This window comes from Lentzea tibetensis, from assembly GCF_007845675.1.
GTDB lineage: Bacteria > Actinomycetota > Actinomycetes > Mycobacteriales > Pseudonocardiaceae > Lentzea > Lentzea tibetensis.
Map to the genome: position 1 here is coordinate 101,781 of NZ_VOBR01000017.1, position 15,458 is coordinate 117,238.

15 protein-coding genes are annotated in these 15,458 nt (G+C 69.2%); 5 read left to right on the plus strand and 10 right to left on the minus strand.

Annotation, left to right across the window (positions count from 1 at the left end; translation table 11 throughout):
- Positions 1-58: 58 nt before the first annotated feature.
- From FKR81_RS25680 to FKR81_RS25700, 5 genes are all read right to left on the minus strand, one after another.
- Positions 59-2,089 carry a UvrD-helicase domain-containing protein gene (locus FKR81_RS25680; protein ID WP_235921766.1) on the minus strand — a complete coding sequence of 677 codons (2,031 nt, stop codon included), beginning with the start codon at positions 2,087-2,089 and terminating at the stop codon, positions 59-61.
- Between the two features lie 80 nt (positions 2,090-2,169).
- Positions 2,170-2,973, minus strand: coding sequence for a carbohydrate ABC transporter permease (locus tag FKR81_RS25685; protein ID WP_146355242.1), 804 nt, complete (start codon positions 2,971-2,973; stop codon positions 2,170-2,172).
- Positions 2,970-3,836, minus strand: coding sequence for a carbohydrate ABC transporter permease (locus FKR81_RS25690; protein ID WP_146355244.1), 867 nt, complete (start codon positions 3,834-3,836; stop codon positions 2,970-2,972). Before FKR81_RS25690 ends, FKR81_RS25685 begins: the two co-directional genes overlap by 4 nt.
- Complete coding sequence (locus FKR81_RS25695) at positions 3,833-5,038, minus strand: ABC transporter substrate-binding protein (protein WP_146355246.1); 1,206 nt, start codon at positions 5,036-5,038, stop codon at positions 3,833-3,835. Before FKR81_RS25695 ends, FKR81_RS25690 begins: the two co-directional genes overlap by 4 nt.
- Positions 5,035-5,883, minus strand: coding sequence for a carbohydrate kinase family protein (locus FKR81_RS25700; protein WP_146355248.1), 849 nt, complete (start codon positions 5,881-5,883; stop codon positions 5,035-5,037). The genes FKR81_RS25695 and FKR81_RS25700 overlap by 4 nt, the downstream gene beginning before the upstream one ends.
- A gap of 101 nt (positions 5,884-5,984) precedes the next feature.
- Between FKR81_RS25700 and FKR81_RS25705 the strand changes: the two genes are divergently transcribed.
- The 5 genes from FKR81_RS25705 to lspA are packed head-to-tail and all read left to right on the plus strand — an operon-like array spanning position 5,985 to position 11,934.
- On the plus strand, positions 5,985-6,740 hold the full coding sequence (locus FKR81_RS25705; RefSeq protein WP_146355250.1) for a DeoR/GlpR family DNA-binding transcription regulator: 756 nt from the start codon (positions 5,985-5,987) through the stop codon (positions 6,738-6,740).
- A complete protein-coding gene (locus FKR81_RS25710) occupies positions 6,737-8,032 on the plus strand; it encodes a 6-phospho-beta-glucosidase (protein ID WP_146355252.1) in 1,296 nt (431 codons plus the stop codon). The genes FKR81_RS25705 and FKR81_RS25710 overlap by 4 nt, the downstream gene beginning before the upstream one ends.
- Positions 8,022-10,991, plus strand: coding sequence for an alpha-mannosidase (locus tag FKR81_RS25715; RefSeq protein ID WP_146355254.1), 2,970 nt, complete (start codon positions 8,022-8,024; stop codon positions 10,989-10,991). The genes FKR81_RS25710 and FKR81_RS25715 overlap by 11 nt, the downstream gene beginning before the upstream one ends.
- Positions 10,992-10,995: 4 nt before the next feature.
- Positions 10,996-11,433: a YybH family protein gene (locus tag FKR81_RS25720; protein WP_146355256.1), complete on the plus strand. Its 438-nt coding sequence runs from the start codon at positions 10,996-10,998 to the stop codon at positions 11,431-11,433.
- Between the two features lie 15 nt (positions 11,434-11,448).
- On the plus strand, positions 11,449-11,934 hold the full coding sequence (gene lspA, locus FKR81_RS25725; protein WP_146355258.1) for a signal peptidase II: 486 nt from the start codon (positions 11,449-11,451) through the stop codon (positions 11,932-11,934).
- On the opposite strand, the gene FKR81_RS25730 is transcribed toward lspA, so the two are convergent.
- From FKR81_RS25730 to FKR81_RS46040, 5 genes are read right to left on the minus strand one after another with little or no spacing between them, the layout of a single operon-like run.
- Positions 11,906-12,850 carry a hypothetical protein gene (locus tag FKR81_RS25730; RefSeq protein WP_146355260.1) on the minus strand — a complete coding sequence of 315 codons (945 nt, stop codon included), beginning with the start codon at positions 12,848-12,850 and terminating at the stop codon, positions 11,906-11,908. The two genes, lspA and FKR81_RS25730, sit on opposite strands and share 29 nt — an antisense overlap.
- Positions 12,847-13,326 (minus strand): RNA polymerase sigma factor, encoded by a 480-nt coding sequence (locus FKR81_RS25735; RefSeq protein WP_146355262.1) that lies wholly within the window; start codon positions 13,324-13,326, stop codon positions 12,847-12,849. The genes FKR81_RS25730 and FKR81_RS25735 overlap by 4 nt, the downstream gene beginning before the upstream one ends.
- A gap of 17 nt (positions 13,327-13,343) precedes the next feature.
- A complete protein-coding gene (locus FKR81_RS25740; protein WP_146355264.1) occupies positions 13,344-14,009 on the minus strand; it encodes an endonuclease V in 666 nt (221 codons plus the stop codon).
- Positions 14,010-14,018: 9 nt separating this feature from the next.
- The gene (locus tag FKR81_RS25745) at positions 14,019-15,251 is read right to left on the minus strand and encodes a cytochrome P450 (protein ID WP_186763170.1); all 1,233 of its coding nucleotides are present in this window, start codon (positions 15,249-15,251) and stop codon (positions 14,019-14,021) included.
- A gap of 53 nt (positions 15,252-15,304) precedes the next feature.
- Positions 15,305-15,388: a cittilin family RiPP precursor gene (locus FKR81_RS46040; protein WP_407936555.1), complete on the minus strand. Its 84-nt coding sequence runs from the start codon at positions 15,386-15,388 to the stop codon at positions 15,305-15,307.
- Positions 15,389-15,458 lie beyond the last annotated feature (70 nt).

Below are 15,458 nucleotides of genomic sequence, written 5' to 3' on the forward strand. Positions count from 1 at the left end.
TGGTGCGGTGAACGGCCCGTTCACCGCACCAGACAACGCTTCCGCCTGCTCTAGGCGGTCACTCCCAGCAGAGCCACGACGGCAGGGGCTCGGTGTGCAGCACACCCAGGCGCTGGGTCGCGCGCGTCAGCGCCACGTACAGCTCCCCCGGCGTCATCCGCTGCGGCTCCGTCACGATGACGACGTCGAACTCCAGGCCCTTCGCCTCGCGAGGTGTCATGCCACCCGACCCGATCACCGCGATCGTCCCGGTGGTGTGCATCTCCAGCTCGACCCGCACGGCGTCGTCGAGGTCGAGGACGAACCGCGCCCACGGCCGGATCCCGTTGCGCCGCACGGACATCGGCACGACCGCGAACGGGTCGACGAGCTCGAGCACGGGCGCGGCCACGTCCATGACCTCGCCCGGCGTGCGGTAGTTGATCTCCAGCCTGCGGTAGCCGTACCGCGAGTGCACCTCGTCCCAGCTCCGCACACCGGAAGCGGACTGGCGCTGCGCCAGGTCACCCACGATCGTCATGGACTTGGCGGGACAACGGCGCATAAGCACCCGCCAGTCCATCGGGGACAGCTCCTGCGCCTCGTCCACCACGACGTGGCCGTACGTCCACAGCCGATCGGTCACGGCGCGTTCGGCGAGTGTCCGGTGGTCCCTGACCGTGTTGCGGGATGCCAGCGTCACCTCGTTCACCCAGTCGTCGGCGACCCCTCCCTCCTCGTACTTGTCCTCGTACATGTCCGTGTCGATCTCGATCACGTCCAGCACACCCCGCGCGTAGGCCAGCGCCTCGCGTTCGGCGGCCGAAACGGCGCGTTCCTCGCTGCCGTCGGTACCCAGCAGCTCGGCCAGTTCGTCCAGCAGCGGCACGTCGGACACGGTCCACGCGGCGCCGTCGGACCGGTGCAGCCGGGAGAGCCCGATCCGGAAGCACCGCGAGTGGTACAGGTCCGCCAGCAGCTGCTCCGGTGTCAGCAGCGGCCACAGCACGTCGACCGCACGCCGCAGGTCCGGGCTCCCGAGCAGCTCCCGGCGCACGTCCGCCTCGATCTCCGCCCAGTCGTACCCGATCAGCTCCACCGCGGGCAGCACCAGCTCCTCCGCCAGCGCGAGGAAGAAGTGCTTGCGCGCCGCGTTGTGCGGCAGGTCGAGCGACCGGGCCTTCTCCCGCGCGACGGCGGCGACGTAGGCGTCCAGCGGGACGACCACGTCCTCCAGCTCGATCGGGATCGGCTCGACCGGGACCTGCTGCCGGTCGGCGACGGCCGCGCGCAGCGCGTCCAGCACATCCAGCGAACCCTTGAACCGCTGCAGCTCAGGGGTGTCATCCCGCGACGTCGACACGCCGGGGTAGAGGTCGCCCGGCGTCGCGAACACGACGTCGGTCTCGCCGAGTGAAGGCAGGACGTTCCCGATGTAGGTCAGGAAGCCCGCGTTCGGCCCGACGATCAGCACGCCCTTGCGGGACAGCCGCTCGCGCTGCGTGTAGAGCAGATACGCGACGCGGTGCAACGCGACCGCCGTCTTGCCCGTGCCCGGACCGCCCTCGATCACCAGCACGCCCTGGTGGGTTTCGCGGATGATCTCGTCCTGCTCCGCCTGGATGGTCGCCACGATGTCGCGCATCGTTTCCGACCGCGGTGCGTCCAATGCGGAACGCAATGCCCGCATGTCGGACAACAACTCGTCGTCGTAGAAGTCCCGCAGGTCACGGCCACGCGTGTGGAAATGACGTCGCAGGACGATTCCCTCCGGATTCGCGGCGGTCGCGGTGTAGAACGGCCGCGCCGCCGGAGCCCGCCAATCGGTCAGCAGTGGTTCGTAGTCGCAGTCGAACAGGCCCACCCTGCCGACGTAGGTCGATGTGCCGTCCTCACCGTCGATCCGGCCGAAGCACAGCCCCTCCTCGGCCGCTGTCAACCTGCTGACCTGCGCAGACCAGGTGGACACCGCCACCTCCCGCTCCCAGCCTCCGACCTTGCCGTCCCTCAGGGCCGAGTCGAGCTGTGCCGCCGCGGCGTCCCGTTCCGCGTCGAGCTTGGAGTAGAGAGAGGTGATTTTGGACCGTTCCGCTGAAAACCCTGCCAGCACCTTGCCCCCTGTGATATAGTGAAGGCCGATTCCCAGGAAAAATGATTCCTGAAATTCCCAGCCCTCATTTATATCACGGGTTATCCGCGCACGGCACCCTTCGCCAGATCCGCGATGAAGTTGCGTGCGCCGATCAGGAAGACGATCAGCAGCGGGATCACCGCGAGCACCGTCCCCGCCATCACCATGCTGTAGTCGGTGTCGTGCGTGCGGTTGAGCTGACCGAGCGCGACCTGCAGCGTCAGCCGGTCCGGGTCGACGAGCACGACCAGCGGCCACAGGTAGTCGTTCCACACGCTGATGAACGTGTAGATACCCAGGAACCCGAGCGCGGGCCGCACCACCGGCAGGCCGACGTGCCAGTACTGGCGCAGGAACCCGCAGCCGTCCAGGCGCGCGGCCTCGAGCAGCTCGTCGTGCACGGCGCCCGCGATGTACTGGCGCATCCAGAAGATGCCGAACGCGTTGACGGTCGCCGGGATGATCAACGCCTTCAGCGAGCCCACCCAGCCGAACTGCGCCATCACCACGAACTGCGGGATGGCCGACAGCTGCGGCGGGATCATCATCGTCGCCAGCAGCAACACGAACAGGACCGTGCGGCCGGGGAAGTGGAACTTGGCGAACGTGAAAGCCGCCAGCGAGTCGAACAGCAGCACCAGCACGGTCGCGCCGGTCGCCGCGAGCACGGTGTTCAGCATCGACTCGAAGAAGTCGATCTCGGTGAACACCTTGCTCACGTTGGCCATCAGCTCACCACCCGGCGTCACTGCGGGCGGGAACTTCAGGATCTCCTCGGTGCTGTTGGTCGCCATGACGACCATCCAGTAGAACGGGAACAGCGACAGCACCACGCCGAACCCCAGGACCAGGTGCCGCCTCATGGCCTCTCCCCCCGCTGCACGAGCCGCCAGTTGATGACCGAGAACAACAGCACCACCAGGAACAGGCCGACGCCGATCGCCGCGCCGTAGCCGAAGTCGTTGTGCTTGAACGCCTGCTGGTACAGGTAGAGCACCATCGTCATGCCCGCCTGGCCGGGCCCGCCCTCCTCGCCGACGAGGATCTGGGCCTCGGTGAACGTCTGCAGCCCGCCGATGGTCGACGCGATCACCGTGAACAGGATGACCGGCCTCATCATCGGGATCACGATGCGCCACAGGATCTGCCAGCGCGACGCACCGTCCACTGTGGCCGCGTCGAACACCTCGGACGGGATCGCCTGCAGACCGGCGAGGTAGATGATCGCGTTGTAGCCGGTCCACTGCCAGACGATCAGCGCGGAGATCGACACCTTGATGCCGAGCTCGCTGGTCAGCCACGGGACCTTGGCCGCGCCGATCCAGTCCAGCACCGCGTTGAGCAGGCCGAAGTTGCTCGAGAAGATCGACCCGAACACGATCGCCACCGCGACCAGCGACGTCACGCTCGGCACGAAGTACGCGATGCGGTAGAAGGTCGTGAACCGCACCGACGAGTGCAGCACGAACGCGATCACCAGGCCCAGGAACAGGGTGGGCGCGGTGGAGAGCACCCAGATCTGCAGGGTGTTCGACAGCGACAGCCAGAACGTGTCGTCGGTGACCAGGAACGCGAACTGGTCGAGCCCGACGAACTTCATCTCGCCGACGCCGTCCCAGTAGTGGAACGCCAGGTACAGCAGGAACACCATCGGGAACAGGCCGAAGATCCCGAACAACAGGAAGAACGGTGAGATCGCGAGGTACTGCGGCAGGTACTTCCTCATGTCAGCCCCACGTGGTCGGCGATCCGGCGAGCCTTGTCCTGCGCGTCGCGCCAGGCTTCCTCTGGCGGCTTGCCGAGGGTCTCGACGCTGCTCAGCTCGTCGTGGAACAGGATCGACAGGCGCACCTCGTACGGACTCAGGTAGGCGATCGGGACCTGCTTCGCGCTCTCCGCGAAGGTGTCGACGATGACCTGGCCGCCGAAGAAGTCGTCCGGCTGCCGCAGCTCCGGCCGGGCGAACGTGTCCGGAGTGGACGGGAACAGGTTCAGGTCGAGGAAGCCCTGCGTCTGCCGGTCGGCGTTGAGCAGCCAGGTGATCACCTCGAACGCCTTGTCCGGCTCGCGGCAGTACTTGGTGATGCCGAGGAACGAGCCGCCGTAGTTCGCGGCGCCGCCCGGCGTCAGCGCGACCCGCCACGTGCCCGCGGAGTCAGGCGCGCCGGACTTCAGGTCGGCCGCCGCCCACGACGCGCCGATCATGCTCGGGACCTTGCCGGTGGTGAGCGCGGCGTTGACGTCGGGGCTGCCGTCCTGCATCGCGGCGTTGATGCCCAGTTGCTGAGCTTTGACGGCGAGGTCCCACGCGTGCCGGACGTGGTCCTGGTCGCCGATGAACCTGCCGCCCTCGTCGACCAGCTGCCGCTTCGACTGGGCCATCGCCATGATGAACACCATGCGCAGGTTGAGGATCATGAGCGCGTTGGGCTTGAGCTCGACGCCCGCGTCGAAGTAGTCCTCCCACGTGCGCAGGGAGTCGCCCTTGATGCCTCGCGTGTCGAACACGTCCTGCCGGTAGAACAGGCCGGTCGGGCCGGTGTCGATGGGGAAGCCGATCATCTTGCCCTCGGCGGTGCTGCCCTGCTGCCACTTCCAGTCGAGGTACTGCGGGCGCAGCCGTTCGGCGCCGAGGGACTTGAGGTCGACGAACTGGTCGGCGTTCGGGAAGAACGCGGAGATGTCCTCGCCCTTGAGGCCGGTGATGTCGGGCACGTGCGACCGGCCCGCGAGGTTCGTCATCAGCTTGGACTTGAACGCCGCGCCGACCTGCAGCGGCTTGAGGCCGGGGAACTGCCGCGACGCCTCCTCGAGGAGCTTCTCGCTCAGGCCACCCGACCACATCCACAACGTCAAGCCGTCGCGGTCCTCGGTCGCGCAGCCCGCGGCGACGAGTCCGGCGAGCGCCAGGAACGCCCTGCGGTTCACAGCTCCTCCAACCTGGGTGCCGCGAGCGCGCCGCCGACGCGCTGGACCGAGATCGACGCGGCGCGGTTGGCGAACCGCAGCCGGTCGGCGAGCGGCATGCCAGCGAGCGTCGCGTGGACGAACGCCGCGCCGAACACGTCGCCGGCGCCGGTGGTGTCGACGGCGACGACGTCGTCGCCGTTCACGGACGCCTGCTCGCCGGAGATGGCGTCGATCGCGACGGCGCCGTCGCGGCCGCGCGTGACGACGACGATCGGGACGATCTCGGCGAGGCGGGCTGCGGCGAGTTCGGGGGTGTCGGTGCGGGTGTAGGCCATGGCCTCGACTTCGTTGGGCATGAACGCGTGGCAGTGCTTCAGCTGGTCGAGCACGTCGGGACGCCACTGCTGGGTGGGGTCCCAGCCGACGTCCGCGAACACCAGGCCGGGCAGGTCCAGGTCCGAGTCGGGGGCGATGTGGACGATCGACGCCGCCGTCGACGGCGGCGTCACCTCGAACGACGGCGGCGTCGCGCCGTGCGTGACGAGTGCGCGGTCGTCGTCGTAGGCGAGTGCGACGGTGACCGGTGTCGCCCAGCCGGCGAAGCGGCGCGAGCAGCTGAGATCGACGCCCTCGGCTTCGAGGACGTCCCAGCAGTGCCTGCCGTGGAGGTCGTCGCCGAACGCGGCGGAGAGCACCGGCCGCATGCCGAGCCGTGCGAGTGCGACGGCGAAGTTCGCGATGCCACCTGGGCCGCTGCCCATGTCAACTGTCCACACTTCTTCGCCCGGCGTCGGCGGCTTGGGCAGACCGGTGAAGACGAGGTCGTAGAAGAGCAGTCCGGACAGGTAGACATCGTTGTCCACGCCTCAGCTCCCTTCGAAGATGCGCAAGAGACTGCACAGGTTGTGCACGAGTTGGCAAGAGTTTGCTCAACTTTGCGCAAGTTGGGTTGTAGGGTCGGGCCATGCTTCCCCAGAGCAGGCGCGACCTGATCCTGCGCACGCTGCGCGCGGACGGTCCGAGCGAGGTCCGCGCCCTCGCCGACAAGCTGGGCGTCAGCCAGGCGACGATCCGCCGCGACCTGGAGCACCTCGACACCGAAGGCCGTCTGACCAGGGTGTACGGCGGCGCGATGGTCGTCGACGACGACCACGACGACCCGTGGGCCGACGTCGCCGCCGAGCGCGTCGAAGACAAGGACGCCGTCGCCCGCGCCTGCGCGGACATGATCAAGGACGGCGAGACGGTGCTGCTCGACATCGGCACCACCGCGCACCGGCTCGCGCGGCTGCTGCACGGACGCGCGCTCACCGTGATCACCAGCAACCTGGCCGTCTTCGACGAGCTGCGCGACGACGAGAACGTCGAGCTCGTGCTGCTCGGCGGCGTCGTGCGCCGCGCCTACCACTCGCTCGTCGGCTACCTGACCGAGGACAACCTGCGGCAGGTGCACGCCAACCGGCTGTTCCTCGGCACGAGCGGCGTGCGCGGCGACGGCGCCGTCATGGACACGACCGTCGTCGAGGTGCCGGTGAAGCGGGCCATGATCAAGGCCGCCGACCAGGTCGTCCTGATGGCCGACGGCGGCAAGTTCCCCGGCGTCGGCATGGCTCGCGTGTGCGGGCCGGAGATCCTCAACGTCGTCGTCACCACCGCGTCGGCCGACCCGGCGACGCGGCGTGCGTTCACCGATGCCGGAGTGGAAGTGGTCGAAGCATGAGGCTGGTCATTCTCGGCGGTGGCGGGTTCCGCGTGCCGCTCGTCTACCGGGCACTGCTCGCCGACCGCGAGCCCAGCCGGGTCACCGAGCTCGTCCTGTACGACCTCGACGCGGCACGCCTGACGGCGATCGCACGCGTCCTGCAGGATCTAGCATCCAATATATTGGATGCACCATCCATCATGGTGACGACAGATCTCGACGAGGCGTTGCGCGACACCGACTTCGTCTTCTCCGCCATCCGCGTCGGCGGGCTCGATGGACGGGCCGTTGACGAGCGCGTCGCGGCCGACGCCGGCGTACTCGGCCAGGAGACCGTCGGAGCGGGCGGGATCGCGTACGGGTTGCGGACCGTCCCCGTCGCCGTCGAGATCGCGCAGAAGGTCGCCGTGCTCGCGCCGGAGGCGTGGGTCATCAACTTCACCAACCCCGCGGGGATGGTCACCGAGGCGATGTCGTCGTTCCTGGGCAACCGGGTGATCGGCATCTGCGACTCCCCCGTCGGCCTCGGCAGGCGGGTCGCCCGCGCGCTCGGGGTCGACCCCGGCGAGGCGTGGCTGGACTACGCCGGGCTCAATCACCTCGGCTGGTTGAACGGGTTCCGCGTCGAGGGCGTCGACCTGCTCCCCCGCCTGATCTCGGACTCCGCGCGGCTGGAGTCGTTCGAGGAGGGCAAGCTCTTCGGCGCGGAGTGGCTCGGGGCGCTCGGCGCCATCCCGAACGAGTACCTGCACTACTACTACTTCACGCGGGAAGCGGTCGCCGCGGGCGCGTCGCGCGGGGAGTTCCTGCTGCACCAGCAGGAGAAGTTCTACTCCGACCCGTCGCTGGAGAGCTGGGAGCGCACGCGGCTGGAGCGCGAGGCCACGTACATGGCCGAGACGCGCGACGACGAGCGCGACACGTGCGACCTCGACGGCGGCGGCTACGAGCAGGTCGCGCTGGCGTTGATGCACGCCATCGCGCACGACCGGCAGACGACGCTGATCCTGAACGTCCCCAACGGGTCGACGCTGTCCGCTGTGGACTCGACGGCGATCATCGAGGTGCCGAGCCTGGTCAACGCCAACGGCGCGCGACCGGTGTCGGTGTCGCAGCTGCCCGAGCACGGCGTCGGGCTGGTGACGACGCTGAAGACCGTCGAGCGCCTCACCATCGAGGCCGCGGTGTCCGGGTCGCGGTCGCACGCGTTGAAGGCGTTCGCACTGCACCCGTTGATCGACTCGGTCACCGTCGCCCGTCACATCCTCGACGCGCACCCCTACCTGTCTGGAGACTTCCGTGCACGATGACCGGCGGCTGGTGGAGGATCGGCTCTCGCGCGCGCTGACGACCCGTGTGCAGCCAGCGCTGTATTCGGCCTCGGTGCCGTTCACCGTCGAGGCGTGGCGGGTGCCGGACGAGCCGATCCCGTTCGCGGAAGCGCTTGCTGACGCGGTGTTCGAGCCGTTCGCGATCGGCGACCGGTGGGGTGCGCCGTGGTCGACGACGTGGTTCCGCGTCCGCGGCACGGTGCCCGCGGAGTGGACCGGCCTGCACGTCGAGGCCGTCTTCGACCTCGGCTTCCAGGACGCGTGGCCCGGCAACCAGGCCGAGGCGCTGGTGTACCTGCCGGACGGGACGCCGGTGAAGGGCGTCGCGCCGCGCAACAAGCACGTGCCGATCTCCGATGCGACGGAGATCGAGTTCTACGTCGAGGCGGCCGCCAACCCGGACATCCTCAAGCACGACTTCCAGCCGACACCGTTCGGCGACAAGAAGACCGCTCCCCCGGACCCGATGTACCGGCTGGACAAAGCCGAGCTCGCGGTGCTCGACGAGGAAGTCTGGCACCTGGGTCTCGACCTCGAGGTGCTGCGCGACCTGATGCTGGAGCTGTCGCTCGACGACCCGCGCCGGTACGAGATCCTGCGCGCGCTGGAACGGTCGCTGGACGCGCTCGACCCGCACGCCGTGTCCGCCACCGCGAAGGCCGCGCGAGCCGAGCTCACCGATGTGCTGTCACGTCCGGCCCACGCGAGCGCGCACACGCTGTCCGCGGTGGGGCACGCGCACATCGACAGCGCGTGGCTGTGGCCGCTGCGGGAGACCGTGCGCAAGGCGTCGCGCAGCTTCGCGAACGTGACGTGGCTGGCGACGCAGTACCCGGAGTTCGTGTTCGCGTGCTCGCAGGCGCAGCAGTACGACTGGGTCAAGAAGAACCAGCCGAAGATCTACGAGCGGATCAAGGACGCGGTCCGGAGTGGACAGTGGCGGCCGGTCGGCGGCATGTGGGTCGAGTCCGACGCGAACCTGCCCGGCGGCGAGGCGCTCGCCCGGCAGCTGGTGCACGGCAAGCGGTTCTTCGCCGACGAGTTCGGCGTCGACTGCGAGGAGGTGTGGCTGCCGGACTCGTTCGGCTACACCGCGGCGTTCCCGCAGCTCGCGAAGCTGGCGGGCGCCAAGTGGTTCCTCACGCAGAAGCTGTCGTGGAACCAGACGAACAAGCTGCCGCACCACACGTTCTGGTGGGAGGGCATCGACGGCAGCCGGGTGTTCACGCACTTCCCGCCGGTGGACACGTACAACGCGGAGGTGCTCGGCAAGGAGCTGAGCCACGCGGTGCGCAACTACGCCGAGAAGGGCCGCGGCACGAGGTCGTTGCTGCCGTTCGGTTTCGGCGACGGCGGTGGTGGTCCCACCAGGGACATGGTCGAGCGCGCCCGGCGGCTGAGGAACCTGGAGGGCTCGCCGAAGGTCGAGATCGAGCCGCCGCACGAGTTCTTCCGCAAGGCGCAGGAGGAGTATCCGGACGCCCCGGTGTGGTCGGGTGAGCTGTACCTGGAGCTGCACCGCGCCACGTACACCACGCAGTCGCGCACCAAGGCCGGCAACCGGCGCAGCGAGCACCTGCTGCGCGAGGCGGAGCTGTGGGCGACGACGGCGCACGTGCGCAACGGCTTCGACTACCCGTACGACGAACTCGACGAGCTGTGGAAGACCGTTCTGCTACACCAGTTCCACGACATCCTGCCGGGCAGCTCGATCGCGTGGGTGCATCAGGAGGCCGAGCAGACGTACGCGTCCGTCGCCGCCGAGCTGGAGAAGATCACCGCCGCGGCGCAGGAGTCGCTGGGCGGCGGTGTGTTCAACACCAGCCCGCGGGACCGCGCCGAGGTCGTCGACGTCGACGGCGAGCCGGTGTTCGTCACCGCTCCCGCGAACGGTGTCGGGTCAACAGTCGACTGTCGACAGCGTGTGACGGTCGAAGGCCTCGTCGTCGACAACGGGCTGGTGCGCGTCGAGTTCGACGAGAACGGCCTGATGACGTCGGTCGTCACCGACGGGCGCGAGGTGCTCGCCGGCCCCGGCAACCTGTTGCAGCTGCACCCGGACTTCCCGAACTACTGGGACGCGTGGGACATCGACGCGCACTACAAGCGCAAGCACGTCGACCTCGTGGAGGCGACGTCCGTCGAGTTCGAACAGCAGGGACCCCTGCGCGGTGCGGTCAAGGTCGTCCGCGAGTTCGGCCGCTCCAGGGTCACGCAGGTGATCACCGTGCGCGCCGGGTCGAAGCGCGTCGACGTCGAGACCGAGATCGACTGGCACGAGTCGGAGAAGATCCTCAAGGCCGCGTTCCCGCTGGACGTCCACGCCGACCGCTCGGCTGCGGAGATCCAGTTCGGGCACGTGTTCCGCCCGACGCACACCAACACGAGCTGGGACGCCGCGCGCTTCGAGGTGTACGCGCACCGCTGGGTGCACGTCGCCGAGCCGGGTTTCGGCGTCGCGGTGATCAACGACTCGACGTACGGGCACGACATCAGCCGCTCCGGCCGCGCCACGGTCGTCCGGCTGAGCCTGGTGCGCGCGCCGCACATCCCGGACCCGCACGCGGACCAGGGCCCGCACCGGTTCACGTACTCGCTGCTGCCGGGCGCGGACGTCGTCGACGCCGTCGCCGAGGGCTACGCGCTCAACCTGCCGCTGCGCGTGCTGCCCGGCGAGAGCGCGAGCGGCCAACTGTTGACAGTCGACAACTCTGCCGTGGCGATCGAGTCGGTCAAGCTGGCGGACGACCGGTCCGGCGACGTGATCGTCCGGCTGTACGAGTCGCTGGGCGGGCGAGCCGCGTTCACCATGACGCCGGGCTTCCCCACCACCGCGGCTCACGTGTGCGACCTGCTGGAAAACCCGGTTGACGAGACCTCGCTGGAGGCGATTCCGTTGAGGCCCTTCCAGGTCCTCACACTCCGACTCAGCAGGTAGGTCAATGCGGCACGAGCTGAACAACGACATCTGGCACCCGTTCCGGAAGGCGTACGGCGCCTGCGACGCCCCGGCGTTCATGGCGCTGTACAGCCCGGACCTCATCCGCGCGGGCGGGCCGGCCAAGGAGATCGTCGGCTACGACGCGTACGCCGCGCAGATCGACGAGTGGTTCTCCGGTGTGCTCGAGCGCGGCAGCAGGATCGCGATCGAGTTCCGGTTCCACGAACGGCTCGTCGGCGCCGACGTCGCGAGCGAGCGCGGCGTGTTCCGCATCGACACCCAGCGCGCCACGGGTGAGAGCCGGACGTTCTACGGCCGGTTCCACGTCTTCGCGCGCAAGTCCGGCGGGCGGTGGCGGATCGTCGCCGACCACGACACCGACGAGGGCGCCTCCGAGGAGACGTTCCTGGCCGGGACCGAGGTCGACGACATCGGGTAGCTACGCTGACGCCCGATGGACACCACACACGTTCGCCGCCTGCCGCTCGCACTGGGGATCGCGGCTGTTGTGCTCGTGCTCGACCAGGCCACGAAGTTCTGGGCCGAGCGCACGCTCACCGGCCGCGCGCCGATCCCCGTGCTGGGCGAGTTCCTGCAGTTCCGGCTGCTGTACAACCCCGGAGCCGCGTTCTCCATCGGCGCGGGCAACACGTGGGTCTTCACGATCGTCGCCGCCGTCGCGGTGGTGCTGCTGGTCCGGTACGCCGCCCAGCCCCAGCCGGCGAGCCGGGTCGTCGTGCTGGCGTTGCTGCTGGGCGGCGCGACGACGCACCTGCTCGACCGGCTGTTCCGCGCCCCCGGCTTCGCTCGGGGGCACGTCGTCGACTTCATCGACTACAACGGCTGGTTCGTCGGGAACGTCGCGGACATCGCGCTCGTCTGCGGCGCCGTGCTGCTGGTCCTGTTCAGCTTCAAGAAACAGGACGCAAAAACGGCTTGAGGTCGAGGCTGTCCGCGAACGGTGCGAGCTTCGCCGCGAGCTCGGGCGTCAGCGTCGTCATGTCGACCTCCAGCTTGGCGCGGTTCGTGCCGATGCGGATGTGGCTGTCCGGGTCCGGCAACACGGCTTTGAGCTGATCCCGCAACGCACGGTCGTCAGCGATGCTCAGATCGCCGCCGGCGGCAACGACGCACAGGTTGCCCTGGTAGCGGCTTCGGAGCTCACGGGTCTCCTCCGCGAGGTCACCCCGGACCACGCCCACGACGTACACCTGCTCGGTCACGAAGCCAGGCACGGCGAACCGGTCGGGGTGCGCCTGGGTGACGTAGTTCATCAGGTCTGTCAGGTCCGCACCCTTGCCATCCGGCTTCCACCCGCCGGGCGGCGGCGCGCACGGCGCAGGCCTCCCGTCGGAGGGCGGCTGGAACACCTCACCTGGATCTGCCTGCTCGGTCACGGTCAGCACGCCGCCACGCCACACGCCGGTCAGCCGCGCCTCGCCGATGCGAACGTCGAAGGAGCGCCTCTGGGTGGTGAGGCGGTCGGCGTCGACGCCGACGACCGGCACACCGTCGTCGCAGCCCGGCCCCGTGAGCGGCCCCACCATCAGGTACGCGCTGCAGAACTCGGCCTTGCCGTCCGCCTGCACGTAGACCGTGCCGCTCGCCCGCACCGTGTCGCCCTCGTGCACCACGAGGCCGGCGTACTTTCCCGCCCCGATCGTGTCCGGTGGCGACGTGCCCGTCACTCCGTAGGTGATCCCGGCGGCCAGGAGCACGGCGGCAGCCGCGGCGGTCAACGGCATCCATCGCGCTCGATGGGTCCAGCGCGACGTGTTCACGTCGGGCGGCGGCGGCTGAGCGGCGCGCCAGCGTTCTCCGGCATCACGCAGCAGTTCGTCGACGGGGTCGATCACGAGATCACCTCCAGCAGCACGCGCAACTTGGCGCGGGCATCGGACAAAGTGGACTTCACCGTGCCCTCGGCGCAGCGCATGACCGCGGCGGTCTCCGCGACGGACAAGCCGGCGAAGTAGACGCAGTCGACGGCGAGCCGCTGCCGGTCGGTCAGCTGGGCGAGTGCCCTGCGGAGGTCGACGCCGTCGTCGGAGACCGGGGCGGACTTGCCGCTGTCAACTGTCGACAGCAACCGCGACGACTTCGTCACGCGTGAGCGGGCCTTTCGCGCCTGGTCGGCGGTGATGGCCAGCAGCCACGCGGACGGTGAGCCGCGGCGGTCGTCGTACTGGTGGCGTTTGGTCCACGCGCGGACCAGCGCCTCCTGGACGACGTCGTCGCGGTCGGCGTCCGGCGCGAGCCGCGCGGCCAGCCTGGCCATCGCGGGCAGGTGCGGGCTCACCCATGCGGCGAAGGCCTCGGGCACGGTGTTCATACCGGGTCTACCCGCGGCTAGGGGTGTTCGGTTGGGTCCCGCAGCGAAAGTCGCGTGAGCTGGTCGGCCTGCCGGGTCGTCTCGGGCAGCCGGTAGCGGGGCGCGAGGCGCAGGACCTCGGCGCACGCGCGGTCGAGGTCGATCTTGTGGCCGACGGACACGAACACCGGCTTCACGCCGGACTGGGTGCGCAGCGCGCGGCCGACGACGTCGTCGTCCATCACCAGGTCCGTGTGCGACCCGCGCGCGTCGCCGGGCGGAGCGAAAGAGACCATTGGGCTCTTGGCGACGCCGATGCTCGGGATGCCGGTCTCGACACCCAGGTGGCACGCGAGGCCGAAGCGGCGCGGGTGGGCGACGCCCTGACCGTCGCAGACGAGCAGGTCAGGGGTCACGGCGAGCTTGCCGAGCGCGGTCATCAGCGACGGCATCTCGCGGAACGCGAACAGGCCGGGCACGTACGGGAAGTCGGTCGTGCCGTGGACGACGACCTCGTCGAGCGGTTCCAGCGTCGTCGCGTCGAGGACGACGACGACGGCGGCGAGCCGGTCGTCGGCGGCATAGCCGACGTCGAGACCGGCGACGACGCGGACGTCGAGGTCCGGATCGGTGGTGGTGACCACCAGATACCGGAGCTTCTCCTGGAGCGCGATGGCTTCGTCGACGGTCGTCGGCCAGGTCATGCGGCCAGCCTAGCCACGCGCTTCCAGCCGGAACCGCGCCCCGCGCGCCTGCAGGGCCAGCGCGGGCCGGACCGTCACGTCGCCCGCGGCGTGCAGCCGGAACCGGCGGCAGATCTCGGACACGGCGACCACGATCTCCGTCGTCGCGACGGCCCCGCCGATGCACGCGCGCGGCCCCAGCCCGAACGGGAAGTACGCGCCGCGCGCGGCGAGCCCGTCCTCCCAGCGGTCCGGACGGAACTCCGCCGCCCCGGCGAACCAGCGCTCGTCGCGATGGGTCACCCACTGGCACACCGTCACCGTGGTTCCGGCGGGCACGTGGTGCCCCTGGAACTCCACGTCCCGCGCCGCCTCCCGGCTGGTGATCCACGTCGTCGGGTACAGCCGGAGCACCTCGCGCACGACGCGGTCGGCGTACGAGGGGTCGGCGGCGACGCGGTCGGCGACGTCCGGATGCCCCGCCAGCAGGTGGCACGCCCAGGTGATCGCGTTCTTGCTCGTCTCGAACCCGGCGAGCAGCAGCGTCGCCAGCTCGTCCTGAACGTCCGAATCGGACAGTCCCGACCCGCGCAGCACCTCGAGCACGGGCGAGTCCGCCGGTGCGGTGCGCATGATGCGGGTCAGCAGCTCGTCGATCTCCCGCAACGACCTGCGCAGCCGCAGACCGCGCGGGGTCGGGAACCACTGCGGCAGCATGATCTGCTGCTCGGAGAAGTCCATGATCACGGCGACGAGCCTGCCGATGGTGTCGATGTCGGCCTGCCCGATCGCGTCGCCGAACATCAGGCGGGTGATCGTGCGCAGTGTCAGCACCGAGAGATCGTGGTCGGGCTCGACCGTCTGACCGCCGCGCCACGAGGCGAACGCACGGTCGGCTTCTTCGCGCGCGACGAGGGCCGCGGCATCGACCATGCGACGGGTGAAGGCCGGGCTCAGCCTGCGGCGCTTGGCGTGCCAGTCCTCGCCGTCGCTGTTCATCATCGCGCCGGGGAAACCTTGCTTGCGCGTGTGCAGCAGGGTTTTGTTCGTCGTCTTGACGAACGCCGAGTCGCGGTCGACCAGCACCCGTTCGATGTCATCCGGGTGTGCCAGCAGAACGTTGTGCGAGCCGAGCATCACGACATCGCCGTAGGTGCGGACGCATTCGGTCAGGAACTCGAGCGGACTCGCCGAGAAATCGCCGAGATTGCCGATGAACCGATCGCCCGCAGGTCCGGGCGCGGTGAGAACCCCAGTCGTCATACTGCCCCCCAGCAGGACGGCCGGGGGCACGAGGCCCCCGTCCGCATTGATCATCAGTAGTACATGTAAGGCGCGGTCACCCGGTCGTTGCGAGCGAAACCGGACCACACAGCAAGCGTCAGAAGCGCCTTGCGCATAACACGAACCTTCCTTTCGCAAGCGCCAAGGGCACCACGAGACAGCCATCCCACGGCGATTTCCCCACGA

What these genes read in the sequence shown, in the direction of transcription:
- FKR81_RS25685 (WP_146355242.1), bottom strand. Translation starts at nt 2,973, where the DNA reads ATGAGGCGGCACCTGGTCCTGGGGTTCGGCGTGGTGCTGTCGCTGTTC.
- FKR81_RS25690 (WP_146355244.1), bottom strand. Translation starts at nt 3,836, where the DNA reads ATGAGGAAGTACCTGCCGCAGTACCTCGCGATCTCACCGTTCTTCCTG.
- FKR81_RS25705 (WP_146355250.1), top strand. Translation starts at nt 5,985, where the DNA reads ATGCTTCCCCAGAGCAGGCGCGACCTGATCCTGCGCACGCTGCGCGCG.
- FKR81_RS25710 (WP_146355252.1), top strand. Translation starts at nt 6,737, where the DNA reads ATGAGGCTGGTCATTCTCGGCGGTGGCGGGTTCCGCGTGCCGCTCGTC.
- FKR81_RS25720 (WP_146355256.1), top strand. Translation starts at nt 10,996, where the DNA reads ATGCGGCACGAGCTGAACAACGACATCTGGCACCCGTTCCGGAAGGCG.
- lspA (WP_146355258.1), top strand. Translation starts at nt 11,449, where the DNA reads ATGGACACCACACACGTTCGCCGCCTGCCGCTCGCACTGGGGATCGCG.
- FKR81_RS25735 (WP_146355262.1), bottom strand. Translation starts at nt 13,326, where the DNA reads ATGAACACCGTGCCCGAGGCCTTCGCCGCATGGGTGAGCCCGCACCTG.
- FKR81_RS25740 (WP_146355264.1), bottom strand. Translation starts at nt 14,009, where the DNA reads ATGACCTGGCCGACGACCGTCGACGAAGCCATCGCGCTCCAGGAGAAG.
- FKR81_RS25745 (WP_186763170.1), bottom strand. Translation starts at nt 15,251, where the DNA reads ATGACGACTGGGGTTCTCACCGCGCCCGGACCTGCGGGCGATCGGTTC.
- FKR81_RS46040 (WP_407936555.1), bottom strand. Translation starts at nt 15,388, where the DNA reads ATGCGCAAGGCGCTTCTGACGCTTGCTGTGTGGTCCGGTTTCGCTCGC.